22 protein-coding genes and 1 riboswitch are annotated in these 24,956 nt (G+C 66.6%); of the genes, 7 read left to right on the top strand and 15 right to left on the bottom strand.

The window, feature by feature from the left end; genetic code table 11:
* Nucleotides 1-45: 45 nt before the first annotated feature.
* The 4 genes from AC1DFR_RS15690 to AC1DFR_RS15675 form a co-directional block, all read right to left on the bottom strand.
* Entirely contained in the window at nucleotides 46-1,569 is a 1,524-nt protein-coding gene (locus AC1DFR_RS15690) for a UDP-N-acetylglucosamine 1-carboxyvinyltransferase (RefSeq protein WP_028275394.1), read from the bottom strand.
* A gap of 160 nt (nucleotides 1,570-1,729) precedes the next feature.
* Nucleotides 1,730-2,533, bottom strand: coding sequence for an energy-coupling factor transporter transmembrane component T family protein (locus AC1DFR_RS15685; RefSeq protein WP_476873832.1), 804 nt, complete (start codon nucleotides 2,531-2,533; stop codon nucleotides 1,730-1,732).
* A complete protein-coding gene (locus AC1DFR_RS15680; protein WP_476873831.1) occupies nucleotides 2,530-4,188 on the bottom strand; it encodes an ABC transporter ATP-binding protein in 1,659 nt (552 codons plus the stop codon). The genes AC1DFR_RS15685 and AC1DFR_RS15680 overlap by 4 nt, the downstream gene beginning before the upstream one ends.
* A gap of 28 nt (nucleotides 4,189-4,216) precedes the next feature.
* Entirely contained in the window at nucleotides 4,217-4,864 is a 648-nt protein-coding gene (locus tag AC1DFR_RS15675; protein ID WP_476873830.1) for an ECF transporter S component, read from the bottom strand.
* 66 nt (nucleotides 4,865-4,930) lie between these two features.
* A riboswitch (TPP riboswitch) is annotated at nucleotides 4,931-5,074 on the bottom strand.
* A gap of 187 nt (nucleotides 5,075-5,261) precedes the next feature.
* Between AC1DFR_RS15675 and AC1DFR_RS15670 the strand changes: the two genes are divergently transcribed.
* The gene (locus tag AC1DFR_RS15670; RefSeq protein WP_476873829.1) at nucleotides 5,262-5,807 is read left to right on the top strand and encodes a heme-degrading domain-containing protein; all 546 of its coding nucleotides are present in this window, start codon (nucleotides 5,262-5,264) and stop codon (nucleotides 5,805-5,807) included.
* A 39-nt stretch (nucleotides 5,808-5,846) separates the two neighbouring features.
* Entirely contained in the window at nucleotides 5,847-6,110 is a 264-nt protein-coding gene (locus AC1DFR_RS15665; RefSeq protein ID WP_223915203.1) for a DUF4235 domain-containing protein, read from the top strand.
* A gap of 108 nt (nucleotides 6,111-6,218) precedes the next feature.
* Here the strand turns inward: AC1DFR_RS15665 and mnhG are convergent, their stop codons facing one another.
* From mnhG to AC1DFR_RS15635, 6 genes are read right to left on the bottom strand one after another with little or no spacing between them, the layout of a single operon-like run.
* Nucleotides 6,219-6,569, bottom strand: coding sequence for a monovalent cation/H(+) antiporter subunit G (gene mnhG / locus AC1DFR_RS15660; protein ID WP_476873848.1), 351 nt, complete (start codon nucleotides 6,567-6,569; stop codon nucleotides 6,219-6,221).
* A gap of 31 nt (nucleotides 6,570-6,600) precedes the next feature.
* On the bottom strand, nucleotides 6,601-6,879 hold the full coding sequence (locus tag AC1DFR_RS15655; RefSeq protein WP_018774043.1) for an MrpF/PhaF family protein: 279 nt from the start codon (nucleotides 6,877-6,879) through the stop codon (nucleotides 6,601-6,603).
* Nucleotides 6,876-7,421, bottom strand: coding sequence for a Na+/H+ antiporter subunit E (locus tag AC1DFR_RS15650; RefSeq protein WP_028275387.1), 546 nt, complete (start codon nucleotides 7,419-7,421; stop codon nucleotides 6,876-6,878). Before AC1DFR_RS15650 ends, AC1DFR_RS15655 begins: the two co-directional genes overlap by 4 nt.
* The gene (locus AC1DFR_RS15645; protein WP_476850770.1) at nucleotides 7,418-9,046 is read right to left on the bottom strand and encodes a Na+/H+ antiporter subunit D; all 1,629 of its coding nucleotides are present in this window, start codon (nucleotides 9,044-9,046) and stop codon (nucleotides 7,418-7,420) included. The genes AC1DFR_RS15650 and AC1DFR_RS15645 overlap by 4 nt, the downstream gene beginning before the upstream one ends.
* Entirely contained in the window at nucleotides 9,043-9,564 is a 522-nt protein-coding gene (locus tag AC1DFR_RS15640) for a Na(+)/H(+) antiporter subunit C (protein WP_230009245.1), read from the bottom strand. Before AC1DFR_RS15640 ends, AC1DFR_RS15645 begins: the two co-directional genes overlap by 4 nt.
* On the bottom strand, nucleotides 9,561-12,605 hold the full coding sequence (locus AC1DFR_RS15635) for a Na+/H+ antiporter subunit A (RefSeq protein WP_476857320.1): 3,045 nt from the start codon (nucleotides 12,603-12,605) through the stop codon (nucleotides 9,561-9,563). Before AC1DFR_RS15635 ends, AC1DFR_RS15640 begins: the two co-directional genes overlap by 4 nt.
* A gap of 225 nt (nucleotides 12,606-12,830) precedes the next feature.
* On the opposite strand from AC1DFR_RS15635, the gene AC1DFR_RS15630 reads away from it, so the two are divergent.
* From AC1DFR_RS15630 to AC1DFR_RS15620, 3 genes are read left to right on the top strand one after another with little or no spacing between them, the layout of a single operon-like run.
* Nucleotides 12,831-14,231, top strand: a complete 1,401-nt coding sequence (locus AC1DFR_RS15630; protein ID WP_223915192.1) for an MFS transporter — start codon at nucleotides 12,831-12,833, stop codon at nucleotides 14,229-14,231.
* Nucleotides 14,232-14,269: 38 nt separating this feature from the next.
* Complete coding sequence (locus AC1DFR_RS15625; RefSeq protein ID WP_028275382.1) at nucleotides 14,270-14,752, top strand: cation:proton antiporter regulatory subunit; 483 nt, start codon at nucleotides 14,270-14,272, stop codon at nucleotides 14,750-14,752.
* A 5-nt stretch (nucleotides 14,753-14,757) separates the two neighbouring features.
* Nucleotides 14,758-15,954: a cation:proton antiporter gene (locus AC1DFR_RS15620; protein WP_028275381.1), complete on the top strand. Its 1,197-nt coding sequence runs from the start codon at nucleotides 14,758-14,760 to the stop codon at nucleotides 15,952-15,954.
* Between the two features lie 88 nt (nucleotides 15,955-16,042).
* Here AC1DFR_RS15620 and dcd read toward each other — a convergent pair whose 3' ends face one another.
* From dcd to AC1DFR_RS15595, 5 genes are all read right to left on the bottom strand, one after another.
* Nucleotides 16,043-16,618, bottom strand: a complete 576-nt coding sequence (dcd, locus tag AC1DFR_RS15615; RefSeq protein WP_026538211.1) for a dCTP deaminase — start codon at nucleotides 16,616-16,618, stop codon at nucleotides 16,043-16,045.
* A gap of 78 nt (nucleotides 16,619-16,696) precedes the next feature.
* Nucleotides 16,697-17,143: an SRPBCC family protein gene (locus AC1DFR_RS15610; protein ID WP_476850772.1), complete on the bottom strand. Its 447-nt coding sequence runs from the start codon at nucleotides 17,141-17,143 to the stop codon at nucleotides 16,697-16,699.
* Between the two features lie 235 nt (nucleotides 17,144-17,378).
* Nucleotides 17,379-18,824 carry a tyrosine-protein kinase domain-containing protein gene (locus AC1DFR_RS15605; protein WP_476873828.1) on the bottom strand — a complete coding sequence of 482 codons (1,446 nt, stop codon included), beginning with the start codon at nucleotides 18,822-18,824 and terminating at the stop codon, nucleotides 17,379-17,381.
* Between the two features lie 54 nt (nucleotides 18,825-18,878).
* On the bottom strand, nucleotides 18,879-19,607 hold the full coding sequence (locus AC1DFR_RS15600) for a hypothetical protein (protein WP_476873827.1): 729 nt from the start codon (nucleotides 19,605-19,607) through the stop codon (nucleotides 18,879-18,881).
* Nucleotides 19,608-19,637: 30 nt separating this feature from the next.
* The gene (locus AC1DFR_RS15595) at nucleotides 19,638-22,562 is read right to left on the bottom strand and encodes a CBM96 family carbohydrate-binding protein (protein WP_476873826.1); all 2,925 of its coding nucleotides are present in this window, start codon (nucleotides 22,560-22,562) and stop codon (nucleotides 19,638-19,640) included.
* Between the two features lie 440 nt (nucleotides 22,563-23,002).
* On the opposite strand from AC1DFR_RS15595, the gene AC1DFR_RS15590 reads away from it, so the two are divergent.
* The gene (locus tag AC1DFR_RS15590) at nucleotides 23,003-23,455 is read left to right on the top strand and encodes an FAD synthase family protein (protein ID WP_476857313.1); all 453 of its coding nucleotides are present in this window, start codon (nucleotides 23,003-23,005) and stop codon (nucleotides 23,453-23,455) included.
* Between the two features lie 169 nt (nucleotides 23,456-23,624).
* Nucleotides 23,625-24,935 carry a glycerophosphodiester phosphodiesterase gene (locus AC1DFR_RS15585; protein WP_476873825.1) on the top strand — a complete coding sequence of 437 codons (1,311 nt, stop codon included), beginning with the start codon at nucleotides 23,625-23,627 and terminating at the stop codon, nucleotides 24,933-24,935.
* Nucleotides 24,936-24,956: the final 21 nt, after the last annotated feature.

Below are 24,956 nucleotides of genomic sequence, written 5' to 3'. Positions count from 1 at the left end.
ATTGTGCGTCAGGATCCGCCGAAACGCCCCACACCAACGCGGGGCTCAGTCCTGGAAATACTCGATCTTCGCCCCGATGGTGTTCAGCCGCTCAGCCAGGTCCTCATAGCCGCGTTCAATGACATAGATGTTCCGCAGCTCCGAGACGCCACGGGCCGCCAGCATGGCCAGCAGCAGGCAGGCGGCGGGGCGGAGGGCAGGCGGGCAGCCCACCTCGGCCGCTCGCCACTTGCTGGGCCCGTTGACGTAAATGCGGTGCGGATCGAGCAGCTGGACCTGGGCGCCGAGCTTGTTGAGCTCGGTCAGGTAGATGGCCCGGTTCTCGTAGACCCAGTCATGGATCATTGTCTGGCCGTGGGCGTTGGCGGCGATCACCGCGAAGAAGGGCAGGTTGTCGATGTTCAGCCCGGGGAAGGGCATGGGGTGGATCTTGTCCTCCGGCGCCCGCAGCTCCGAAGGCTTGGTGGTGACGTCCACCAGGCGGGTGCGGCCGTTGCGGGCAAAGTACTCCCCGGAAACCTCGAGCCGCTGGCCCATCTGCTCGAGCGTGGCGAGTTCGATTTCCATGAACTCGATCGGGACGCGGCGGATGGTGACTTCCGAGTTCGTCACGATGCCGGCGGTGATGAGGCTCATCGCCTCGATGGGGTCCTCGGACGGGAAGTATTCGATGTCGGCGTCGATCGACGGGCGGCCGGTGATCTTCAGCGTGGTGGTGCCAACCCCGGCGATGTCCACGCCGAGCATCTGCAGGTAGAAGCACAGGTCCTGCACCATGTAGTTCGGGCTGGCATTGCGGATGATGGTGGTGCCACGGCGGTGGGCTGCGGCCATGATGGCATTCTCGGTGACGGTGTCGCCGCGTTCGCTGAGCACGAAGGAGCGGTCGTGACCGTCCGACGGCGGCGCCTGCACCGCGTAGAACCCGGACTTCGCCTCCACGCTAAGGCCGAACTGGCGCAGTGCCTGCATATGCGGCTGCACGGTGCGGGTGCCGAGGTCGCAGCCGCCGGCGTAGGGCAGCCGGTAGGTGTCGGCCTCGTCCAGCAGCGGGCCCAGGAGCATGATGACGCTGCGGGTCCTTCGGGCCGCCTCCACATCCATGGAGGCCAGGTCCAGGACGGCGGGGCGGCGGATCTGGAGGTCGTTCGCGTTGAGCCAGGTGCACTCGACGCCGATGCTGGTCAGCACCTCCACGATCCGGTTGACTTCCTCGATCCGGGCAAGCCTGCGCAGCGTGGTGGTGCCGCGGTTGATGAGGCTGGCGCACAACAGCGCGACGCCGGCATTCTTGCTACTGTTGACGTCCACCGCGCCGGCGAGGGTGCGGCCGCCCTCGACGCGCAGGTGGGTCATCTGGGGCCGGCCCACCTTGACGATGCTGTGCCCGACGATCGCCTCCAGGCGCTGGATCATCTTCAGGCTCAGGTTCTGCTTGCCCTGTTCCATCCGGGCGATGGCGCTCTGGCTGGTGCCCAGCTCGGCGGCGAGTTGCCCCTGGGTCCAGCCCTTGGCGCCGCGCGCCTCGCGGAGCAGGATGCCTACGTGTTCAGCAGTCGGTTGAGTCATGCTCCCGAAAATATCACGCATGATTTATAAACCACGGCAATTCCGGCCGGAATGGCGCCAATCTCACACGGATACCCACGCCATGCGATAACCGGCAGGCCGCCGGAACTCCCGGGCCGCCCCGCCGGAACTCCCGGGCTGCCCGGCCGGCGGCGCCGGTCTACTGGCGGGTGAGGAAGACGAGGTTCCAGGTGCCCGCGCCGAGGGCCGCGGCGACGGCGGCGGCGGCGATGCCGAGCCCGCCCAGCAGCACCCAGGCATCGAGTCCGCTGAACGTGGAGGGCCGGGCCCAGGTCCGGGCGGCACCGCCGAACCCGCGGGCCTCCATGGTCACCGCGAGCCGCGAGGCGCTCCGGATCGCCTGCACCAGCAGGCCGAAACTCTGGCCCAGCGTGGCGCGGAACCGCTGATAGGGGTTGCCGCTCGAGCCCACGCCGCGGGCCCGCCGGGCCATGCCGATGGTCTGCCATTGCTCGGCCATGATTCCGACGAGCCGCATCGCGGCCAGGGTGCCCAGGACGAACCGGTGCGGCAGTTTCGCGTTCTGGGCCAGGGCGTCGGCCAGGTCCGTGGGGTCGGTACAGCTCATCAGCAGCACCGCGGGCAATGCGATCGCGAGCCCGCGGAGCATGAAGCCGATCCCCAGCTGCAGGGAACCGGCGCTGACGGACCAGATCCCCGCATCGAGCAGGACGGGTCCGGAATCGGCCGCCAGGATGGCCGTGCTCCAGCCGCCCAGCGCCGCGGCGAGGATCAGCGGCCAGCCGCGCTGCCACAGCAAGGCCACAGTCAGGCCCGCCAGCGGCAGGAGCAGCAGTTCGAACGCCAGCGCCACCGACGCCGACACCCAGTCAATGGAGAGCGCCAGGACCAGGGTGATCAGGGTGACCGCCGTGAACTTGGCGAGCGGGTTGGCTCGGGTCAGCAGCGCATGGTTGCCGAGCAGGCTCAGCGCGTCCCTCATGGCGAGGCCCCCTCCGGCAGCTCGAGATCCGGGCCGGGAGCGTCCGCGGCGGCGGTTTCCTGTGGCCGGAGGCGGAGTTCGGCGCCGCTCAGGACGGCGCTGAATTCGGCGTCATGCGTCACGGACACGACGGCGGTACCGGCGTCGAGGAGCTCGGAGAGGAACGAGGCGAGTTCGGCCCAGGTATTGGCATCCTGGCCGAAGGTGGGCTCGTCCAGGACCAGCACCTGGGGGTGCGCCGCCAGCACAGTGGCTACCGAAAGTCGCCGCTTCTCGCCGCCGGAGAGCGTGTAGGGGTTGGCGTCCACAAGCTCCGTCAGCCGCAGCCGCTCCAGCAGTTCGTCCACGCGGTCTTCGCCGTAGCCGAGGTGGCGCGGGCCGAACATGAGCTCGTCGAGGACCTTGCCGGTAACGAACTGGTGCTCGGGTTCCTGGAAGACGGTTCCGATCCTGGCGATCAGCTGCTGGGCCTTCCACCGGTAGGGATCGGGTCCGGCGCCGTCGCGTACGCGGCCACTGGAGCGACCACTGGAGTGACCGGTGGCGGGACTGCTCAGCTCCGCCGTGGCCGAGACTGTTCCCGCGACGGGCCGCAGGAGACCGGCCAGCGTCAGCGCCAGGGTGGACTTCCCTGTGCCGTTCTGTCCGGTGATGGTCAGCGCCTCGCCGGCGCGGACCCGGACCGAGACCCCGGACTGGACCGGACGCGGCGCGATGGTGCGGAAGCCGTCGCGCAGCCCGGCCCGCCGCGGCCGTTCGCGGGACACCGCGAGCGCGTCGGCCGCGAGCAGAATCTGTCCCGCGCCCCGCACCGGTGTCCGCATCCGCGTCGCCGGGACGTAGCCCGGCACCCAGACGCCCGCACCGATGAGCATGTCCCGCGCCTCGGCCAGGACCCGGTCCGGCGGTCCGTCAATCAAGACCGCGGAGTCCGTGGCGGACCCTGGCTGCAGCACCACGATCCTGTCCACCAGATCTTTCCAGACCCCCACCCGATGCTCCACGACCACCAGCGTGGCGCCTGTCTTGTCCAGGCAGCGGCCCACAGCGTCGCGGACCTCCAGGACGCCCGCGGGGTCGAGGTTGGCGGTCGGCTCGTCGAGCAGCAGCAGCCCTGGCCGCATCGCGAGGATCCCGGCGAGCGCGAGCCGTTGCTTTTGGCCGCCGGAGAGGGCCGCCGTCGGGTGGTCCAGCGGCAGCTGTCCCAGCCCGACGTCGTAGAGGGCCTCGTGCACCCGCGGCCAGATCTCCGCCGCCGGGACGGCGAGGTTCTCCGCTCCGAAGGCGACGTCGTCGCCGAGGCGGGAGAGCACCACCTGCGTTTCCGGGTCCTGCTGCACCAGCCCGGCGCGGCCGCGCTGCGCCCGTGGCGGGGCACCGTCGATCAGGAGGCTGCCGGTCTCGTCTGTGTTCTCGGCGTCGCCGGAGTCGCCGGGGTCCCCGGAGTCGCCGGCCGCGCCGTCGCCCAGCACGCCGGCCAGGGCGTGGAGCAGCGTCGACTTGCCGGCGCCGGAGGGCCCCAGCAGGAGCACGCGCTCCCCCGGCTGGATGTCCAGGTCAAGGCCGCTGACCGCGGGCCTGGTCCGTCCGGCATGCCGCCAGCCCCAGCCGCGGGCCGTGACGGCGGCCGGCCGGACGCCCGGTGAAGATCTCATGATTCTCTGCAGGATTCAGCGACGGGGCTCAGGAAAAGACGGGCTCCGTGGCGGCCTTGCGGGAGGCAAAGGAGCCCAGCACTCCGGTCTTCGCCAGGCCGCGGGTGGCGAGCCAGGCCAGTCCGCCGGCAATCACGGCGCCGGAGATCGTGGTGAAGGCGATGTAGGCGAGCTTGTCGCCGGCTTCGTAGGCGATGTTCCAGCCCCACGGCAGGAAGGAATCGTTCAGGCCGCAGAAGAGGCCCGCGCCGGCGCCGGCCAGCACGGAGACGGGCAGGTTGAACTTCTTGTAGAGGAAGGCCGCGAAGACCAGTTCGGCGCCGAGGCCCTGCAGGATGCCGGAGATCAGCACCGTGGTGCCGTACTGCGAACCCATGATGAGCTCGCCGGTGGCCGCGACGGTTTCGCAGAAGAGCGCGGCGCCCGGCTTGCGGATGATGAGCATGCCCAGCACCGCCGGGATCATCCAGCCGCCGGCGTAGAGTCCGCTCAACGGCGGGTAGACCGCGTTGACCGGAGTCGAGATCAGGTTCGCGCCCTGGGACCAGGCCCAGAAAATGACGCCGCCGGCAACGGCGATCAACGCGGCCACCACAATGTCCACCACGCGCCAGCTGTAGTTGCGCCGGGCGGATGAACGGCTGGCGGAACCATGCTGTGCTGAAATATCTGTCATGTCGTCCTCCTGAGGAACAGGAGGGGAGGGTGCGCCGGCCGGTCTCGGCTTCCGCCGCCCTCCGCGCACCCTGAGAACTCGACTCCCTTGCGCCGGTACTAACCGGATCAGGTTCGAGGGTCTGCGGCTGTCCGCACTCTCAGCGCCCACCAAAGGTTTCCCCGGATTGTTCCGGCGATGCCCGACGGCGGCGCTCCCCTGTCGTAATTATTTTCGCCCTTGTGGGCTGGCTCAGTTTACACCCGGACGGCCGGGTTTTCAGTGGTGTGCCGTCACAATCGTGGACCGGACGGCGGCAGTCCCGGCGGCCCGGAAATCCCTCTTGGTAGAGTCGTCGTGCCGGACCCCCGGACCCGCCAGCGGGCGGCCTCGTCACCCACCGGAAAGCTGGAATATTTTGTCGCACACACCGGTCACCCAAGATCCCTCCGGGGAATACGATCCCGACTCGAGTGAGCCGCAGCCGCGGGGTTCCCTGGCGGCGCTTATCGGCCGCGTGCTGGCCGAGATAGAGGCGCTCCAGTTCGCGTCGTTCAGCAAGGATGACGCCCTGGACCTCGGGCTCCTCCTTGTCGAGCTGGGCAGGCAACGCTCGCTGCCCATCGCCGTCGACATCACCAAAGGCGAGCAGGTGCTCTTCCACGCCGCGCTGGACGGCGCCACACCGGACAATGAGCGCTGGATCAACGCCAAAAAGCGCACCGCCATGCGGTACGAGGTCCCGTCCCTGCTGGTGGGCCTCCGGGCCCGCGCCGCCGGCGGAAGGATCGAGGACAACGCCTGGTGGGATCAGTCGGAGTTCGCCGCCCACGGCGGGGCGTTTCCCGTTTACGTGCGCGGCACGGGCGCCGTCGCCGTCGTCACCGTCTCCGGCCTGCCCCAGAAGGCGGATCACGAACTCGTGGTCGAGGCCCTGCGGATGGTCCTCACCCCGGAACGCTAGGCTAGGGGAAAACCGTTCCCGTCCCAAGGAGACCGAAGAATGAACATCCTCATCAAGCTGCTCGGCACCGGCGTCAGCCTCCTGGCCGGCTTTGCCGGCACCAAGCTGGTGGACACCATGTGGGAAAAGTCCACGGGCAACAAGCCGCCCAAGGGCCAGGAGGACGACGTTCCCACCACCCTGCGCTCGGCCCTGACGTTCGCCCTGATCTCCGCCTCGGTCAGCGCCATCATCCAGGTGCTCGCCAACCGCGGCACCCAGCGCGCGATCACCCGCTTCGCCAAGACCCAGGACGTCGTCTGACCTGACGCGACCAGCCGCGGCGCCCGCCGCGGCAGTCGAAGGCCCCGGCCGGGTCCGCCGGGCCGGACGGGGGCGACGTGCGGCCGGGTCCGCCGGGCCGGACGGGGCTCAGCGGTCGTCGTCGTCGTCCGCTCCGTGCGTGGCCGCCTGCTGGGCGGCCTTCTGGACTACCGCCTCGAGCTCGTCGGAGCTCAGCAGCTCCGGGTGCAGGTGCTTGGTCCGGTAGCCGGCCCGGCCCACCATGTGGGCGGACACGGGGACGGTGAGCAGCTGGAAGAGCCAGGCCACCAGCAGGACGGGCCACACCGACCAGGTGCGCATCTGCAGGCCAAGGGCCGCCAGCAGCAGGAACAGGCCGAGGACCTGCGGTTTGGTGGCCGCGTGCATCCTGCTCATGAGGTCCGGGAATCGCAGCAGCCCGATGGCGGCCGCGAGGGACATCAGGGCTCCGGTCACCATGAACACGGCGGAGACGGCGTCGATCACTGTGTCAGGATTCACGGACGCCCTCCCGCCTGTCGGCCACGAACCGGGCCACGGTGACCGAGCCGACGAATCCGATCAGGGAAATCGCAACGAGCAGCATCAGGTTGTTCAGGTGCCGGTTGGCGGCCATGTCGATGCACAGGGCCGCGCCGAAGATGGCCAGCAGCACGTCGGCGGCCAGAACCCGGTCCAGCAGCGAGGGCCCCCGCGCGATCCGGACGATCGCCCCCGCGGCGGCCAGGGACAGTACGACGGCGGTCACCGTCAGGACGGTCTGCATCATGCGGCGGTCTCCTGTGTCAGGGCGGAAAGTTCGGCTTTGGTCCCCATGATCCGGATCAGCCCGGCCTCGGTGTCCCGGACCTCTTTGCGCAGCTTGGCCGCGTCCTCGGCATTGCGGACGTTGATGCCGTGGATGTAGAGCGTGGACGTCGACCTGTCCACCTCCACCACGAGGGACCCGGGAATCAGCGAGATCACGTGCCCGGTGGCCGTGACCAGGAGGTCCGAATGGCTTCGGAGCGGCACGGCTACGACTGCGCTGACCACGTTGGGGCCGCGGACCACGGCCAGGTACAGGACCTGGAAGCTTGCCGCGACGACTTTTCCGAGGAAGATGAGGGCGAACGGCACGGCGCGGAGCACGTTGAAGCGGCCGCCGAGTTCCACCGGGGGCAGATAGAAAATGCGCGCCACGAGCACCGCGATGAGGGCGCCGAAGAGGAGATTGCCCGGGCTGAAGTTCTGCCAGAGCGCGCCCCAGACAAAGACGAGCCAGACCAGCAGCGGCAGTTCCTGGCGCAGCGAGATCCTTTTCCGGTTCATTTTCCGCCGCCCTCCCGGACCTGCACCGGGTGGAGCGACGGGGGCACCGGCGGCACGGGCGCGTCCGGGCCGAGCACGGCCTGGATGTAGGAGGTCCGGTCCAGCATCTCCTGGGCGGACTGGTCGGCCACCCTGAACAGCGGCCCGGCAAAGACCGTCAGGGCCACGCCAAAGACCACCAGGCCCAGGGTGGAGCCCACCATGGTGCGGGGCAGCAGGGTCACATTCGTCTTGCCGGCCCGGTCACCCGTGGCGGAGTCGGCCGGCGCTGCCAGGAGCACCGGATCGGGGTGTTCGGCGTCCCCGGGCTTGCGCCAGAACGCCCGGTTCCAGACCCTCGCGATCGCCAGCAGGGTCAGCAGGCTCGTCAGCACGCCGCCGATCACCAGGGCGTAGGCCAGCGGCGTCCCCAGTTCCACGCCTGCCTGAAGCAGCCCCAGCTTGCCCAGGAAACCCGAGAACGGCGGGATTCCGGCGAGGTTCATGGCGGGAATGAAGAACAGGACCCCCAATACCGGGGAGAGCTTGGCCAGTCCTGCCACGCGGTCCATGGACGAGCTGCCGCCGCGGCGTTCAATCAGGCCGGTCACCAGGAACAGGCTGGTCTGGACAGTGATGTGGTGGGCCACGTAGAACACCGCGGCGCCCAGACCGGCCACGGTGGACATGGCCAGGCCGAACACCATGTAGCCGATATGGCTGACCAGGGTGAAGGACAGGAGCCTCTTGATGTCACTTTGGGCCAGGGCGCCGAGGATGCCCACCACCATGGTCAGCAGCGCCGCGACCATGAGCGGGGCGTTGAGCGCATCCCCCGGGAATAGCAGCGTTTCCGTGCGGACCATCGCATAGACGCCCACCTTGGTCAGCAGCCCGGCAAACACCGCGGTGACCGGGGCCGGGGCGGTGGGGTAGGAGTCAGGGAGCCAGAAGGACAGCGGGAAGACGGCGGCCTTGATGCCGAAGGCCACCAGCAGCATGACGTGCAGCAGCGTCCGGGTGCCCTGGTCGAGGTCGCCGAGCTTGATGGCGAGGTCCGCCATGTTGATGGTTCCGGTGGCGCCGTAGATCATGGCGATCGCGATCAGGAACAGCACCGAGGACACGACGGAGACCACCACGTAGGTCACGCCGGCCCGGATGCGCGGGCCCGTCCCGCCGAGGGTGATGAGCACGTAGCTGGCCGTCAGCAGGATCTCGAAGCCGACGTAGAGGTTGAAGAGGTCTCCGGTGAGGAAGGCGTTGGACACCCCGGCCACGAGGATCAGGTAGGTCGGGTGGAAGATCGAGACCGGCGCGTCGCGGTCGCCGTCGGCCATGCCCTGTCCCGTTGCGTAGATCAGCACCGCAAGGCTCACGGCCGAGGACACCACGAGCATGAGGGAGGAGAACTGGTCCACCACCAGCACGACGCCCCAGGGCGGCAGCCAGCCGCCGATGTTCACCGCGGCCGTGCCGCCATCCCAGACGGAGGCCAGCAGCCAGCATTCCAGCAGCAGTGTCAGCGTCAGCACGGCGATGCTGACCGCGCGCTGGACCCGGGGGTGATGGATGAGCAGAAAGGTCAGGGCGGCGCCCAGGATGGGGAGTACGACGGCGAGCGGGGCAAGGCTGGTGATGTTCACTCTCCGCCTCCTTCCGGGCTGGGGTCAACGTTGAGGGAACCGGGCTGTTCTTCAGAGGCGGCCTTGTCGGCCCGCACGGGGCGGTCACCGGACATGACCGTGGCCAGCGGGAACTCCGACGTCTCGACCGGGATCACGGAGTCGTCCTCGGCATCGAAGCTTGGCGTTTCCGCGACGCGGCGGTCCTCGGCGTCGTCCTGGATTTCATCCTGGCGGGCCAGGACCCAGGTGCGGTAGATGATGCCCAGCATGAACGCCGTGACGGCGAAGGAGATCACGATCGAGGTCAGGATCAGGGCCTGCGGCAGGGGGTCGTTGTAGTCCCCCGCCGGGGTGTCCTTGTCGAAGAGCGGCGCCAGGCCGGCGTAGCCGCCGGTGGCGAGGATCAGCAGGTTCGTGGCGTTGGCCAGCAGCATGAGGCCCAGCAGGACCCGGGTGAGGCTGCGTTCGAGGAGCAGGTAGATGCCACAGGCGTAGAGGGCGCCCATGACCGTCAGCAGGGTCAGGTTGACGCTCATGTTCTCCCCTTGGCAGTGGTTTCCGCGTCGGCGGACTCGGCGGGGACGCCGCCCGGGAATCCTCCGCTGTCCTGGTCTTCGGCGGGTCCCTCTTCGGTCGTCTCGGGTTGTTCTTCGAAGTGCTCGTCGATCTCCGCGCCGAGGCTGCGCAGCACATCCAGGGCCAGTCCGACGACCACGACGTAGACACCGATGTCGAAAATGGTCGAGGTGACGAACTTGATGTCGCCGAAGACGGGCAGCCACAGCTCCACGATGGCGCTCTGGAACACTTCGCCGCCCAGCAGCAGCGGCGTCATTCCGGCGGCAGCCGCCGTGGCCAGGCCGATCCCCAGCAAGGTGCCGGCGCCGACGGGTGTCGCTTCGCGCAGTTCGAAGCGGCCGCCGGCCAGGTAGCGGATGGTCAGGGCGAGGCCGGCGGTGAGGCCGCCGGCGAAGCCGCCGCCGGGCAGGTTGTGGCCGGCAAGGAGCAGATAGATGGAGAACACGATCATCGAGTGGAAGATGAGGCGCGTGACCACCTCGAAAATGATCGAGCGGCGTTCGGGTGCCAGGGTCCGGCCGGCCACCAGCCAGGCGTCGCGAGTGGCGGCAGCAAACCGCCGGTTCATCGCCAGGGCGGCGTCTTCCCTGGTGCTGCCCCTGGCCCCGGTCCGCCGGCCCACGGTCCCTTCCGCGACGCTCGCGGATGTCCGGATGCGGTCACCGCGGCCGCGGACGAAGATGAGGCTTGCGACGCCGGTGGCGGCCAGGGCCAGGACCGAGATCTCGCCAAAGGTGTCCCAGGCCCGGATGTCCACCAGGGTCACGTTGACGACGTTGAGTCCGCCGCCGCCCTCATAGGCCAGTTGCGGGAACTGCAGGGAGACCGGCGGCGCCACCCGGGCGCCGAGGGCGTGGATGGCCACGAAAATCATGGTGACGCCGAATGCCAGGCCGATCACCACGCGGATGACCCTGTACTTGCCGCCGGTGCGGTCCCGCAGCCCCGGCGGAAGGCTCCGCATGGCCAGCACGAACGCCACCAGGATCATGGTTTCGACCAGCATCTGGGTCAGGGCGAGGTCCGGGGCTCCCTGCAGGGCGAACATCATGGCAATCCCGTAGCCGGTGACGGACACCATCAGGACGGCCAGGAACCGTTTGTTGGCGCGCACCGCGGCCAGCGCCCCGATCACGATTCCGGCGCCGGCCACCAACTGCAGCGGCGAGCCGGGATCGATGACATAGAGGCCGGGCGGCAGCGGTTTGTTGGCCAGCAGCAGCGCCGTCAGCGGCAGGACGAACGCCACGGTCAGGATGACGGACAGGTAGAAGAAGAGCGAACCTCGCTGGGTCCGGCCGGTGATCCATACCGCGGTGTCGTCCAGGGCGCCGATCGTCAGCTGGTAGGCACGGTCGCTGTCGATCCAGCCCGGCACCAGCGCCTGCAGCCGGGCCACGGCGTTGCGGCCGTAGAACATCGCCAGGCCCAGGACGAACGTCACTGCGGTCAGGCCCAGGGCCGGGGTGATGCCGTGCCACAGCGCCAGGTGCCCGGGCGGGGCCTCGGAGCCGTGCACAAAAAGCTCCGCGTAGGGCTGGATCCAGGCGTCAACGGTGGCAGGCCACAGCCCGTAAAGGATTGTGAGGAGGCTCAGGATCGCCGGTGCGGCGAGGAACGCCGGTTTGACCGGCTTGAAGGCCGTGGGCTCCACGCCGGGCTTGAGGGCGAAGGCTCCCCACATGAACCTGGCGCTGTAGGCGAAGGTCAGGATGGAGCCCAGGACCACACCAGCCAAGAGCCAGGGTCCGGTCCCGGTCTCCGACTTGTACTGGAGGAAGGCCTCGAACACCGATTCCTTGGCGACGAATCCGGCCAGCGGGGGCACGCCCGCCATCGAGGCCGCGCCGATCGCCGCGACGACCGCCAGTGCCCTGGCCGATCCGTAGACGCCGGAGAGCTCGCGGATGTCCCGGGTCCCGGACTGGTGGTCGATGATGCCCACCACCAGGAAGAGCGTGGCCTTGAACAGCCCGTGCGCCAGGAGCAGGGCTATTCCGGCGAGTGCCGCGTCGGGAGTGCCGAGGCCCACCACCATGGTCATGAAGCCCAGCTGGCTCACGGTGCCGTAGGCGAGGATGAGCTTGATATCTGTCTGCCGGAGGGCCCGGTAGCCGCCCACCAGCATGGTGGCCAGGCCCAGGCCGAGCACGATCGGCAGCCACGCCGCGGTGTCCGCGAATCCGGGGGCCAGCCGGGCCACCAGGTAGATCCCGGCCTTCACCATGGCCGCGGCGTGCAGGTAGGCGCTCACGGGAGTGGGGGCAGCCATTGCGCCGGGGAGCCAGAAGTGGAACGGCACCAGGGCGGATTTGGTGATCGCACCGATCAGGATGAGGACGACGGCGGCGTTCACGACCCCGCCTGCGGGGCCGGCGACCAGGGTGGGAGCCAGGTCCATGATGGCCTGGATCCGGTAGGTTCCGGCCGTCGAACCGAGCATGATGAGCCCCACGAGCATGGCCAGGCCGCCGGCGGTGGTCACCACGAGTGCCTGCAACGCCGAGCGCCGCGCGGACAGCCGGGTGCGGGCGTAGCCGATCAGCAGGTAGGACAGCACTGTGGTCAGTTCCCAGAAGATGAACAGCAGCAGAAGGTCATCAGCGGTAACGAGGCCGAACATCGCCCCGGCGAAGGCCAGGAGCTGGGCGCCGAAACCGCCGAGGTAGTCGTCCTTGTCCTTGAAGTAGCGGGCGCAATAGACCAGCACCAGCGCACCCACCCCCAGCACCAGCAGGGACATGACCCAGGCCAGGGCGTCCATCCGGAACGCGAGTTCGAGCTGCAGCCCGGGAATCCAGGGGATGACTTCGGTAATCGCCCCGTCAGAACCTGAATAGACTGTGCCTGAATAGACTGCGTCGTGCTGCAGCAGCAGCCAGATAAAGGAGGCCGCGGGGACCGCGGCCAGGGCGAAGAACGAATTCCTGCCAAACTTTCGGAACAGCAGCGGGGCCACAGCAGCCACCGCAAAGTGCACGGCAAGGACTGTGATCACTGGTATCTCCGCAACGTCAGAAAGTCGATTGTCAGCAAGTTGGAGCAGGCGGGTCATTTGTTAGGTTCGGTGCCGTCAGTTTACCAAGCGTGTACAAATTCTTTTGGCCGAGACACCGGTCACTGAACAATTCGACGCAAATGTGAAGCCGGGGCTAAACCCTGCCTGGCAAAACCCCCTGCCGCTCCCCCTCGGAGGACGCCCGGGGCGGCTACGATTCTGGCTATGAACACTGCCGCCGCCCCAGAGGCCATGCGCCCCTCGGAACTGGAATCGGGAAGTCCCGTCCCGCACCGTGGCCGGATCCTCGCGTGGGCCTCGTGGGACTGGGGTTCGTCAGCCTTCAATGCCGTCATGACAACGTTCGTTTTCACCGTCTACCTGACCTCCAAGGCATTCGGCGGGGAGGACCAGGCCTCGGCAGTCCTGGGCGCCGCGCTGGCCGTCGCCGGCGTGGCCGTTGCCCTCCTGGCCCCGGTCACCGGGCAGCGCTCGGACACGGGCGGCCGGCGGAAGCTGTGGCTGGGGGTCAACACGGCCGCCGTCGTCGTCCTGACCGGGTTGTGCTTCTTTGTCTTCCCGCGGCCGGACTTCCTGATCCTGGGCGTCACGCTCATAGCGCTGGGCAACGTCTTCTTCGAGTTTGCCGGGGTCAACTACAACGCCATGCTCACCCAGATCTCCACCCCGCGGAACATCGGCAAAGTGAGCGGCTTCGGCTGGGGAATGGGGTATCTCGGCGGCATCGTCGCGCTGCTGGTTGTGCTCCAGCTTTTCGTCCAGCCCAGCGTGAACTGGTTTGGCGCCTCCACCGCGGACAGCCTGAACATCCGGCTGGTGGCGGTGTTTTCGGCCCTGTGGTTCCTCGTCTTTGCACTGCCCGTGCTGTTCGCGGTCCCGGAGCTGCCGCGCTCGGACCGGGGCGCAGGACTGGGGTTCCTCGCCTCCTACGGCCTGCTCGTACGGCGCATCAAGGCGATCTACCGGACCAGCCCGCACACTATCTACTTCCTCCTCGCGAGCGCCATCTTCCGGGACGGGCTGGCAGCTGTCTTCACCTTCGGCGGGGTGATCGCGGCCGGCACCTTTGGCTTCGAGCTCAAGGACGTCATCTTCTTCGCGATCTTCGGAAATGTCGTGGCGGCCGCCGGCGCCATCCTCGGCGGCTTCCTGGATGACAGGATCGGGCCGAAGACCGTGATTATCGCGTCTCTGGCCGGCCTGCTGGTCGCGGGTACCGCGATCCTGGTCCTCGGCAACGGCAGTTACAAGTTCTTTGGCATGGCCTGGGCAGGGACCACCACGTTCTGGGTCTTCGGCCTGCTGCTGTGCCTCTTCGTGGGGCCGGCCCAGTCGTCCTCCCGCGCCTACCTCGCCAGGCTCGCCCCGCACGGCGAATCCGGCGAGCTCTTCGGCCTCTACGCCACCACGGGCCGGGCCGTAAGCTTCCTCGCCCCCGCGCTCTTCACGCTGTGCATCGCCGTCGCCGCACCCTTCGTAGCGGAGGGCGAGGCCCAGCGCTGGGGCATCCTCGGCATCATGGTGGTGCTGCTCGTGGGCCTGCTCGTGCTCCTGCCGGTCAAGGCCCCCGACCAGACCGAAATCGCGGTGGTCCCCGAGTCCTGAGGCGGCCGAATCAACGGTTCGCGCACTAGGCTGAGGGTATGAACGTGGATGAGACGGACCTCCCCGGCCTCGGCCGGCGCAAGGACTTCATGACTGCCTCCGGACGCCGGATCGGCGTTGTCGAATACCGCGAGGGCCAGACGGAACTCATCGTCTCGACCTGGGACGATCCTGACACCTGCCAGGCCTCTGTCCCGCTGACTGCGGATGAGGCCGCCGCCCTGGGCAACCTCCTGGGCGGCCAGCGCATCGCCATGCAGCTCTCGGAAGCCCACCGGGAAATCCCGGGTATTGTCACGCGCCAGTTTTCGATCAGCGCTGAGTCACCTTTCCAGAACCAGCCGATGGGGAAGGCGTGCATCCGGACCCGCAGCGGGGTCTCGATCGTGGCTATCATGCGCGAAGGCGAGGTCGTGCCCTCCCCGGGACCCGACGTCGTCCTCCACCCCGGTGACCTCCTCGTTGCGGTGGGTACGCAAGAAGGCCTGGACACGGCGGCCGGCATCCTGCGCAACGGATAAGCCGGATGGATCCGCTCGCGCTGACCCTGATCGAGCTGGGGGCCGTCGTCTTCTGCCTCGGCCTGCTGGCCAGATTGGCCGGGCGGATCGGCATGTCCCCCATCCCGCTCTATCTGGTGGGCGGGCTGTTCTTCGGGGCCGGGGGCCTGGTCAAGCTCGAAGGCATGCACGAGTTCGCGCACCTTTCCGGCGAGATCGGCGTAATTCTCCTGCTGCTTATGCTTGGGCTGGAATATACGGCGTCCGAGCTCGTCACCGGCCTGCGGCGGTCCTGGCAGGCCGGCGTCCTGGACCTGCTGCTCAATTTCCTGCCCGGTGCCGGGCTCGCGGTGATGCTGGGATGGGGCGTCGTGGGGGCCATGGTGATGGGCGGCGTCACCTACATTTCATCCTCCGGGATCGCCGCCAAGGTCATCACGGATCTTGGCCGGATCGGCAACCGGGAAACTCCGGTGGTCCTGTCCATCCTGGTGTTCGAGGACCTCGCCATGGCCGTGTACCTGCCGGTCCTGACCGCCACGCTGGCCGGCGTCAGCATCCTGCTGGGGCTGCAGACGGTGGGGATCTCCCTGGCCGTCGTCAGCCTGGTCCTGGTGGTGGCCCTGCGGCACGGACACCACGTGTCCAAGGCCGTGCACAGCGAAAACTCCGAGGTTTTCCTGCTCAACCTGCTGGGCGCTGCACTTCTGGTCGCGGGGCTCGCGGCCGCGATGCAGGTTTCCGCAGCAGTGGGCGCCTTCATGCTCGGCATCGCGATTTCCGGCGCCACGGCCCACAGCGCCACCCGCGTCCTGGAACCGCTCCGTGACCTCTTCGCGGCCATCTTCTTTGTGGTTTTTGGCCTGAACACCGACCCCCGGTCCATCCCCCCGGTCCTGGGCTGGGCCCTGCTGCTGGCCCTGGTGACGGCAGCCACCAAGGTGGTCACCGGGTACTGGGCGGCCAAGCGGGCCGGGATTGGCATTCCCGGCCGCTACCGCGCGGGCGCGGCCCTGATCGCACGCGGCGAGTTCTCGATTGTCATCGCCGGCCTGGCCGTTGCCTCCGGCGTGGTGCCCGCCGATCTGGCAGCCCTCGCCACCGCCTACGTTCTGATCATGGCGATCGTGGGGCCGCTGGCCGCCCGCTTTGTGGAGCCGCTGGTCCGGCTCCTGCGCCGTCCGGCACGGCGGCCCGCGTTCCGGACCTCGGGCCCGGCGTAACGCTGCCGCCCTGCGACTCAGCGCACTGGGTGCCTGGCCAGGAGGCTGGCTTGGCCGGCGCGGCCGTCCGGCCTGGCAGCCGTCCCGCCTAGATGTTGGTGAGGTGGAAATTCAGGTGGCTGCGGCTGGCCGTGGGCCCGCGCTGGCCCTGGTAGCGGTTGCCGTATTCCCCCGAACCGTACGGGTGCTCCGCGGCCGAGGACAGCCGGAAGAAGCACAGCTGGCCGATCTTCATGCCGGGCCAGAGCTTGATGGGCAGCGTGGCCATGTTGGACAGTTCCAGCGTGACGTGGCCGGAGAATCCGGGATCGATGAAACCCGCCGTCGAGTGCGTCAGCAGGCCGAGCCGGCCGAGCGAGGACTTGCCCTCGAGGCGGGCCGCGATGTCATCCGGCAGCGTCACGGTCTCGTACGTGGAGCCAAGGACGAACTCCCCCGGGTGCAGGATGAACGGCTCGCCGGACTCAACTTCCACCAGGCGGGTCAGCTCGGGCTGTTCCTCGGCCGGGTCAATGTGGGCGTATTTGTGGTTGTCGAACAGCCGGAAGAACTTGTCGATCCTGACGTCCACCGAGGACGGCTGGACCATGTCGGGGTCGAAGGGTTCGAGGACAATCCGCTGGGAGTCAATTTCGGTTCGAATGTCGCGGTCAGAGATCAGCACAGGTTCAAAAGTACCGCACGGGGCCCTGCCCGGCTTCATGATCGGGTGCAGCCGCCAAGTGTTACTCCAACGGGGCGTCTATTCCGTAGCGGGCATATCTTCGAGGAGGGACTTGAGCCGCTCGAGTTGGCCGACCTCGGCCTTCATCCGCCGGCGGAAGGGTTTAGTCAGGCGGGCAATGAACCCCCTGGGCTCGTAGTTCAGGGCGAATCGGACGCGGGTGCTGGGACCCTCGGTGCTCAGGTAGTAGCCGCCGTGCGGCCGGGCCGGCCCGACGATGACCTGGTACTGGATCTCAGCCCCCGTCCGGGCTTCGACGATTTCGAAGTCTGCGGCCACGGGTCGTCCGCCCGGTCCGGCGACCGTCTGCCGGTACACGGCACCTTTGGCGCCGGCGGCACCGGAGTGTAGTTCCACGCTCCGGACCCCCTCCCGCCAGAGTGGCAGGTGGCCCGGGTCCAGGAGGAAGTTGTACACGCTCATGGCGTCACGGTGGATGACGACGTCGTACTCTGCGAATGCCACGAAAATCCTTGCTTGGCGGACGGCAATGGGCGTAGCCCGCTTCCCCCAACACTGCAGCTAACCAATTCAGGATATTCGCCCGGACCGCCAGTACCGCGGCGGCTCCAGGTCCTTTACCGAAGAGTTACGGGGCCACCCCAGGGCGGTCGTCGCTCATCGCCCTGCGGGGCCCGCCAAAGAAGACCCGCCAAAGGGCCCCGCCAAAGGCAGGGCCCGGACAACCCGGCAGTCATCATCAGGTTTCCACACTCGCGAACTTGCCACGGCGAACGTGGGCGGGCCGGAAGGAACCGTCGTCGCGGTTGTCGACGGGAGGGATGCGATCGGGATGTTCGGCGCCGTATCCGGCAACGTACGCCGTGTTGGCGTCGGGGCCCCGACGGGGGATCCTGTTTTGGACGACGCCGAGAATGTTGGCGTCGACAAAATTGAGCTGGTCGATTGCCTTGGCCAGGCTGTGTTGGCTCACCCTCTTCGTTCCGACCACCAGCAACACGCTGTCGGTGCTCTTGGTCAGCACACTGGCGTCGGTGACGGGGAGGATGGGCGGGGAATCGACGATGATCACGTCGAACTTTTTCTGCAACTCCTCCAGAAGGCGGCTCATGGCTGCTGAACCGAGCAGTTCACTGGGATTGGGCGGCAGAGGACCCGAGGCCAGCAGCGCCAAACCGTCGTCGGACCAGTACTGGATGCTGTCGTCGAGGCTGGACGTTCCGACAAGGACAGTGGTGAGTCCGATGCCCCCCTCGATTCCAGTCGCTGAAGCAACTGAGGGAAGACGAAGATCCGCATCCACGAGGATGACCTTCTGGCCGCCCTTGGCGATCGTGACGGCAAGGTTCAGCGCGACCGTGCTCTTCCCCTCCCCCGCTGACGCGGAAGTAACAACGATCGAGCGCATCGGCCGGTTCACACCTGCGAACTGGAGGTTCGTTCGAAGCTTGCGGAACGCCTCCGCGCCCGAACCGCCCAGGACCGAGGGAGGGGCCCCTGGCAGACGGCCGGCAGTCTGTTCAGTGATTCCTGCCAAGAGCGGCAGATCAGTCATCTTGCGCAAATCCGATTCCGTCCGGATGTTGCGGTCCAGGACATGGCGCAATACGGCCGCCGCGATTCCGGCCGCGAGCCCGTACAAAAGGCCCAGGCCGAGGTCCAGCTTCGCGTTGGGGCTCGACGGCTCGGTCGGCGTGGTGGCGTGGTCCACCGGGCTGAGCCGGACCGGGGTCGGCGTTCCGTTCGTGGGCCGCTCCAGGTCAGCGACAGCCGTGATGAGGCTGGCAGCGACGGCGTTGGCGATGTCGGCGCTCCGCTGGGCGGAGCCGTCCCTGGCTTCGATTTCGATGATCACCGTATTGCGCGCGGTGGATGTCTTGATCTTGGCGGCCAAGGCTTCCGGGGTCATGCCGAGGTTGAGCTTGTCGATGACGGGTTGGAGCACGGTCGGTTTTGAGGTGACGTCCACATACGATTGGACGCGCGCCAATGCGAAGACACTGCCCTGTTGCAGTTCCGCGGACGTTTCCGAGTTCTGCGTCGAAACGAAAAGGCTCGTCGATGCCGTGTAGGACGTGGGAGTCAGCAAGGATGCCACGCCCGCGAGTATCGTTCCCAGCAACGCCAGGACAGTGATCAGGCGCCAGCTTCGGCGCAAAATAAGCAATTGTTCACGGACGTCCATTGCGGGTCCTTTCACAGGCGGTGGTTGCAGCATTCCAGGCGAAGCGGCGCGTTTTCATGCGGCCAGCCAGGTGTAGCATCCATCCGACACGACGCGGGCGGTGCCGGCCGGGATGGTGAAGGCCGACGTACCGTTCGATTGCGCAATCGACCCGCCTGCTGCATCGTAGGCCACCAGTGTGCAGTTCGAGGAGGGATTCCATGCCTCGTACTTACCTGCGGAGATTGAACCACCGCCTTCCTTGGGCGCTGCCGCACCGATGGTGAAGTCGCCGTCGGTGAAGCCGCGGCGCGCGGCATCGAGCTCGGGCTGGAGCCCGGGACAGAGATCATTAATGGCAGCGACCACCTCCGCGTCCACCTTCTCGATCAAGTGGGACACCACGGCCTTCTGGTCCGTGGCTTTCACATTTTCCAGTTGGGCGCAGCTTTCCTGTCCGACTTGAAGGACAGCGTTCGGGTCGGTGCCCTGGGGGACCCGTGAAGCGAGATACCGCTGCTCGGGAGGCGCAAAAGTGGGCTTGGGTGCAGCCTGCGGGGTTTGCGCCTCGCCGGAGGCGGCGGGGGTGTTAGCAGGTGCCGCTGTCTTGGCTCCCGTGGCGGGAGCCGAGGGGGAAGCCCCCGGAGGAGCGGCCGGAGCCTCAGAAGCTGAGGCGGACGGGGAGGATGAGTTGGCGGACGTGGACGTGGCGTTGGGATTTCCGGGGGAGGTGCAACCGGCGGCTGCGAAGACCGCAGCCGCCAGAAGCACCATTCCCAGGGATTTCGAGAGACCGTTATACATGGGATGTTTTCTTTCGAGAGCTATTTTTACCTAGGGATTCGGCTCGAAGTTCAGGACCAGGGCCGGACGTTTGGCAGCAGTGGCTTCCCGCGAGAAGAACCACATGTTGTCGGTTCCAGCGCTCTGCATCGAGAAGTTGATGTCACCTGCGAGCGCTGCCGAGATTGCGGCCGCGTCGAGCGAAATTGAGTACGACGCGTTCGGTGCCGTCGGACCGGCCAGCGTTCCCAGCAAGGTGCTGCTGGTTTGTGGGCGGTTGTTGTAGGTCGTCGTCGCCTCGGACCAGTCACCGGCCATCGCCACCGTCTGCTGTGGATCGGCGGACCCGGCAAAGGAGTCCGCGGTAGTTGAGAACTTCAAGGTCGCCGACACGAGGTGCTGGCCCGCAGGAACCTGCGAGGACGCATTGAACCTCATGTAGGTGATGTAAGCCGACGTACCCCTGGTGGCCAGGGTCGTGAAGGACCCTGTTGCGGTATTCGGCGCTCCCGCATTCACGTAGGTGTCGGCGGTCGGTGTCAGCGTGAGCGTGACCGGCTGCGGGAGCGGGACCACCGTTGCGGATGCTTCGTTGGACGGGCCGCTGATGTTGCCGGCCTCGTCGGCGGCGAGAACCTGATAGTAGGACGTTCCGGCCGGACGGCCCGCGTCAGTCCAGCTGAGCGTGCTCCCGTTCACCGTGGCGACGAGGCTGGCTGCTGACGGGGTGAACCCGCTGGTATCGGAACGGTGGACCTGGTATGCCGTAACCCCGACGTTGTCGGTGGTTGCGTTCCAGGAAACGGCCACATCACTGGCATGTACCGCGGCCGCAACTCCTGTCACGGCCGCGGGAGCTTGTGTGTCGGGGACCGGCTGTCCGATTCCCTTGCCGATGTTGAAGTGGTCGGTGACCTGAGCCGCCGAAAGCACCGTCGGGTACACGGCGAACTCGTCGATGGAGCCGGCGAAGTAGTTGCTCGAAGGCCGCAACGGCCAGCTGTTCAGCTGGTCTCCGCCAATCTTCCACGAACCCCAGTAGCCCTGCGCTGCAGTCTGGTTCGGCAGCGCGCCGATCTGGGTTCCATCCACGTAAAGCCGCATGCCGTCGCTGCCCTGCGTCGCCACGGCGTGGTGCCAGGCGTTGTCGTTGTAGGGCAGAACCGAGCTAACCGTCCTTGTGCCGTTGACGTAGACACCGTAGATCAGCGTGCCCGCGTTCGTCATGTAGAGGTTCCGGTCGTAACTGCTGCTGAGTCCGGGATTGGTACCGTGCCGGTTGGGCTGGCCACTGCCGAAGCCGAAGATCTTCCCGCCCCGGGTCGTGTTCGTCTTGAACCACACCTCCGCGCTGTAGACGGTGGGCGCATTGCCCCGATTCTGGCCGTAGGCGAATGCGCTCGTGCCATTGAACGTCGTCGAGCGGCTGGTGTCATTGGCAATGGCTCCGGTGTCGCCGGCAAATGCCGGTCCGCCATAGCTCAGTTCCAGGTTGTTGCCCGCAGAGCTGTCGGCGCCGACCGTCGGACCGTTGCCGTCAAGCCGCCAGTACGTACTGGCACCTGCCCCAAGGACAGCGGCCGGGTAGGCTGCGGTGTTCCTCGCTGTTGTGACGGCCACCGAGGCCGAGAGCGGACCGGTGTTGGTGCCGTCAGTCGCCCGGACGCGGTAGCTGTACTGCGTTCCGGGTACGGCTGTCTTGTCCGTGAAGGACACCTGGCCTGTCGACCACCACAGCGAGCTGGCATTAACAGTTCCCAGCGGGGTCGAAGAGCCGTTCCGGTAGACGCTGTAGCTCAGCTCCGAGTCGTCGTTGTCGAGGCTGGCCCGCCACCGGATCTGGTTTTCGCCGGCCTTGAGGCTTTCCGCGCTGACGTTGCTGGGCGAGGAAGGTGCCACAGTTCCCGGGCCGGGGCCGAACCTGGTCAGGCCCTGCTGGGCGGTGCCGTTGGTGGTGGTGAATTCGCCGGCGACCCAGAGCATGTCGCCCGAACCCCGATTCGTGTGGACGATGGCCCTGGGGCCAATGCCTTCACCAATCCCGTCGTTGGTATCAGGGCTCCACCCCAATTGGGGTGCCGGGGCGTTGACGCTCTGTGCCGTCAGGTGCTGCCGGACGCCGTCTGCCATTTCATTCATGGTCGAGCAGTCGTGCTCGTGGCTGGCGGCGTAGAGGACACCGCCGTAGACATCCACCGCCTGGGTGGCTCCGAGGCAGGTGTCCCTCCACACCTGGTCGTAGGTGTCAAGGCTGAATCGTGCCCGTCCGTCGAAGACGCCGCCTCCGGTGCCCTCGTTGCCGATGTAGAAGTTCTGCCCGTCGTCAACGATGGATTTTGTAAATGACGTGCGCGAGATGAACGTTGCGCCGTATGCCCTTACGTTCGCGCCGGTGTTCGTGTCGACGACGGCGATCGACTGGGATGCCACGCCGTTCACAGTTGCGAAATCGCCACCGAGGACGGCCACGTTGCGGCCGGCGGGGATGTCCAGCGCGCGGGCTGACGCGTTGACGGCCGGCGCCCATGGAAGGAGCGCGCCGTTTGAGTCCATGGCCGCGTAGCGGCTGCGGGCCTCGGTCCCGACCGTTTGGAAGTCGCCACCGAAATAGACGGCGGTGTCGGTTGCGGCGATTGTCCGGACTGTGGCCGAGACGATTGCCGGCCGGAAGGTCGTGTCTACCGTGCAGCCAGGAAGCTTGACGGCAGCGATGCGGGTGGTGTTGACGCCGTTGATGGCCCCAAACAGACCGCCCACATAGAGCCGGCTGCCGTCCGGAGTTACCGCCAGGGCACGAACGGTTGTACCTGTGCCGCCCGTCACGGACAAGGCGCAGGAAGTGGGGTTGCCGGTGAACGCGTCGAAGGCCGCGAAGTTCACCGCATTTCTTGACTGGGCGCTACCGGCGGCGGTGCCAGGAGGCCGGATCTGGGTGAAAGTTCCGCCGGCGTAGACAACTCCGTTTGACTGGGCCATGGTCCAGGCAACGCCGTTTGTCTGCCAAGTCGGGAGGGCGTTGGCGGAAAACGCAACTCCCGGAGATAGAGCGAGCGCGGAGCTACTGGTGGCAATTAACGGCGCCACCGCTAGCGCTATGCCCGCTAGAACAGCTGGGATTTTTTGACGCATGGAGTCCCCCCCGGTTACGTAATCATGAACTTCAGGGCTGAAGCTACCAAGATCAAATCAGCAAAGACCAAGGGCGGGAACGGTTGCTCCTACTAGCTTTTCCACCCCTCCTACTTGTCTTACTAGTCCCGCTACCTGCTTTAGCCGCCCGCCCACGCGTTTCTCCCCAAAGTGCTTTCCGTCAGGCAATAACACCCTCAGCATGGAATTGGGGGGACCAGCCCAGCGCCTCGACGGCCGGCCGGTGCCTATGACCTATTCGGCATTCGTGAAGAATCGAGTTCGTTGTGACTGTTCGTATCGGCTATGCATCCGGTGTCTATGATCTTTTCCATGTCGGGCACCTCAACCTGCTCAAACATGCACGGTTGCACTGCGACTATCTGGTCGCGGGAGTGGCTTCCACTGAAGCGACACTGCTCGTGAAGAACAGAGAGCCTGTCGTGCCTCTTCATGAACGGCTTGAGATCGTCCGGAATATCCGGCTTGTCGACGAGGTGGTGGTCGACAACTACCCGGACAAAGTAGACGCCTGGCATGCCGTTGGCTTCCACGTAATTTTCAAAGGCGATGATTGGCGCGGAACAGAAAAGGGAAACCGCCTCGAAGCCGGCATGTTGGCGCTCGGCGTCGAGGTGGTGTATTTTCCCTACACCGTTCACACCTCCAGCACCCTGCTGCGGCGCGCCCTGAACCTGCTTGATAACGGCCTTGAAGACAACGAGTCATTGAAGGCGTGAAATGCAGGCAAATCGAAGTGCGGGGAAATCAGGAACCGGCACTGGGAATATTCCGGATAATCGCAGAGCGCTCTCCCGGCGCCAGGCCATCTTCCTTGGAGCATCGGGATTATTTCTGGCCGGATGCACGCCCGCTCGTCCGCCTGTTCAAGCTCCACCAATTCACACAGTGGCCACGCTATTCGAAAATGATCTTTTTATTGTGGCTCACCGCGGCTCCGGAGATAACTGGCCGGAACACACTATGCACGCCTATGAGCAGTCGGTAAATTCCGGTGTTCCGGCGCTCGAAGTTTCGGTGAACGCCACCAAGGACGGCGTGCTGGTGTGCCATCACGACCAAAGTGCGCTCAGGGTGACCGGGCAAAACCGCAAGGTCGCGGAACTTACCTATGCCGAGCTCAGCGGCCTCCGGGTCGATGCCCGCGCTTGGCTTGGCCCGTCGACGGCCCTTGAGCCAATTCCGAAGCTACGGGACGTCCTTGACCGGTTCGCGGCGTCGCATGTCATTTTCATCGAAGACAAACAAGGCACGAACACGAGAACGCTTCTTGACCTGATGGACAGCTACCCGAATTCCACCGAGCATTTCATCTGGAAGCAACCGGCCCCCGCCCTCCAGGTTGCGGCAGCCGCCAAGCGCGGCTACAAAACGTGGGGGTACTTCATGCCGGATGCCATTCCCCGTTTGGACGAGCTCGCCGCCGGATTCGATTATCTTGGCGTTTACCACACCGCCGATGACGCGACGGTCCGTAAGGTCGTGGCCTACGGCAAGCCCGTCATTTGCTGGGAAATCCATACTCGTTCCGCTGCCAACCGCGTGACCAGCCTGGGCGTTCAAGGCCTGATGTGCTCAAACATCCCCTATGTGACATCGGCGACCGCGGAATCTCAAGACACGTTCTCGACCGGTTCCCGGGCCGCCGGCGATCTTCCTTGGACTGTTGACCAAGGCTGGGGAGCCCAACCGGTGATCGACGCGGCATCGGCATCAGTAGTGCTGGATAAAAGCGAGAACTTCAGCTACCGGCTGGGTTCAATGGGTCCTGTCACGAAAGAGATCCACAGCATTACGTTCGAAATGTGCTGGCCCCAGGAACTTCCGTCGAATCTTCAGCACGCCGGAATCGCGTTCGGGCAACAGGATGACAACCCCTACCGGGTGTTGGTGCCAAGCAGCGTCGGGGGATATCACCTGATCATTCGGCCGGCCGGAGAGCTGGTCCTGTACCGGCGCGACCCAGGCAATCCCGCCGGCACACGGCTACAGACGATCGCGACATCACCCGTGAAGCCCGGGGAATGGATGCACTTCAAGATCGACGTTACGCCGTCCTCCATCCGGTTCTCGAGGGTAGACGGCGCGGGCTGGTCAGGAGAGACGATGGACCGGGAGTATCGCGGGGGCTACATCAGTCTCTGCAAGGATTACCCTGCCCCGGTTCCCGTGCAGTTCAGGGGTGTCACGGTCATTTAGACCGGATGCCCGGCAGGGCCG

Source organism: Arthrobacter sp. 05T410, assembly GCF_056396505.1.
Note: the sequence above shows the minus strand (reverse complement) of the source record. Positions and strands in the feature narration are given on the sequence as shown.

Bases quoted from the DNA above. Each gene is read 5' to 3' on its own strand.
- AC1DFR_RS15690 (WP_028275394.1), bottom strand. From the start codon at position 1,569: ATGACTCAACCGACTGCTGAACACGTAGGCATCCTGCTCCGCGAGGCG.
- AC1DFR_RS15685 (WP_476873832.1), bottom strand. From the start codon at position 2,533: ATGAGGGACGCGCTGAGCCTGCTCGGCAACCATGCGCTGCTGACCCGA.
- AC1DFR_RS15680 (WP_476873831.1), bottom strand. From the start codon at position 4,188: ATGAGATCTTCACCGGGCGTCCGGCCGGCCGCCGTCACGGCCCGCGGC.
- AC1DFR_RS15675 (WP_476873830.1), bottom strand. From the start codon at position 4,864: ATGACAGATATTTCAGCACAGCATGGTTCCGCCAGCCGTTCATCCGCC.
- AC1DFR_RS15665 (WP_223915203.1), top strand. From the start codon at position 5,847: ATGAACATCCTCATCAAGCTGCTCGGCACCGGCGTCAGCCTCCTGGCC.
- mnhG (WP_476873848.1), bottom strand. From the start codon at position 6,569: ATGGTGACCGGAGCCCTGATGTCCCTCGCGGCCGCCATCGGGCTGCTG.
- AC1DFR_RS15655 (WP_018774043.1), bottom strand. From the start codon at position 6,879: ATGATGCAGACCGTCCTGACGGTGACCGCCGTCGTACTGTCCCTGGCC.
- AC1DFR_RS15650 (WP_028275387.1), bottom strand. From the start codon at position 7,421: ATGAACCGGAAAAGGATCTCGCTGCGCCAGGAACTGCCGCTGCTGGTC.
- AC1DFR_RS15640 (WP_230009245.1), bottom strand. From the start codon at position 9,564: ATGAGCGTCAACCTGACCCTGCTGACGGTCATGGGCGCCCTCTACGCC.
- AC1DFR_RS15630 (WP_223915192.1), top strand. From the start codon at position 12,831: ATGAACACTGCCGCCGCCCCAGAGGCCATGCGCCCCTCGGAACTGGAA.
- AC1DFR_RS15625 (WP_028275382.1), top strand. From the start codon at position 14,270: ATGAACGTGGATGAGACGGACCTCCCCGGCCTCGGCCGGCGCAAGGAC.
- AC1DFR_RS15620 (WP_028275381.1), top strand. From the start codon at position 14,758: ATGGATCCGCTCGCGCTGACCCTGATCGAGCTGGGGGCCGTCGTCTTC.
- AC1DFR_RS15605 (WP_476873828.1), bottom strand. From the start codon at position 18,824: ATGGACGTCCGTGAACAATTGCTTATTTTGCGCCGAAGCTGGCGCCTG.
- AC1DFR_RS15600 (WP_476873827.1), bottom strand. From the start codon at position 19,607: ATGTATAACGGTCTCTCGAAATCCCTGGGAATGGTGCTTCTGGCGGCT.
- AC1DFR_RS15595 (WP_476873826.1), bottom strand. From the start codon at position 22,562: ATGGCCCAGTCAAACGGAGTTGTCTACGCCGGCGGAACTTTCACCCAG.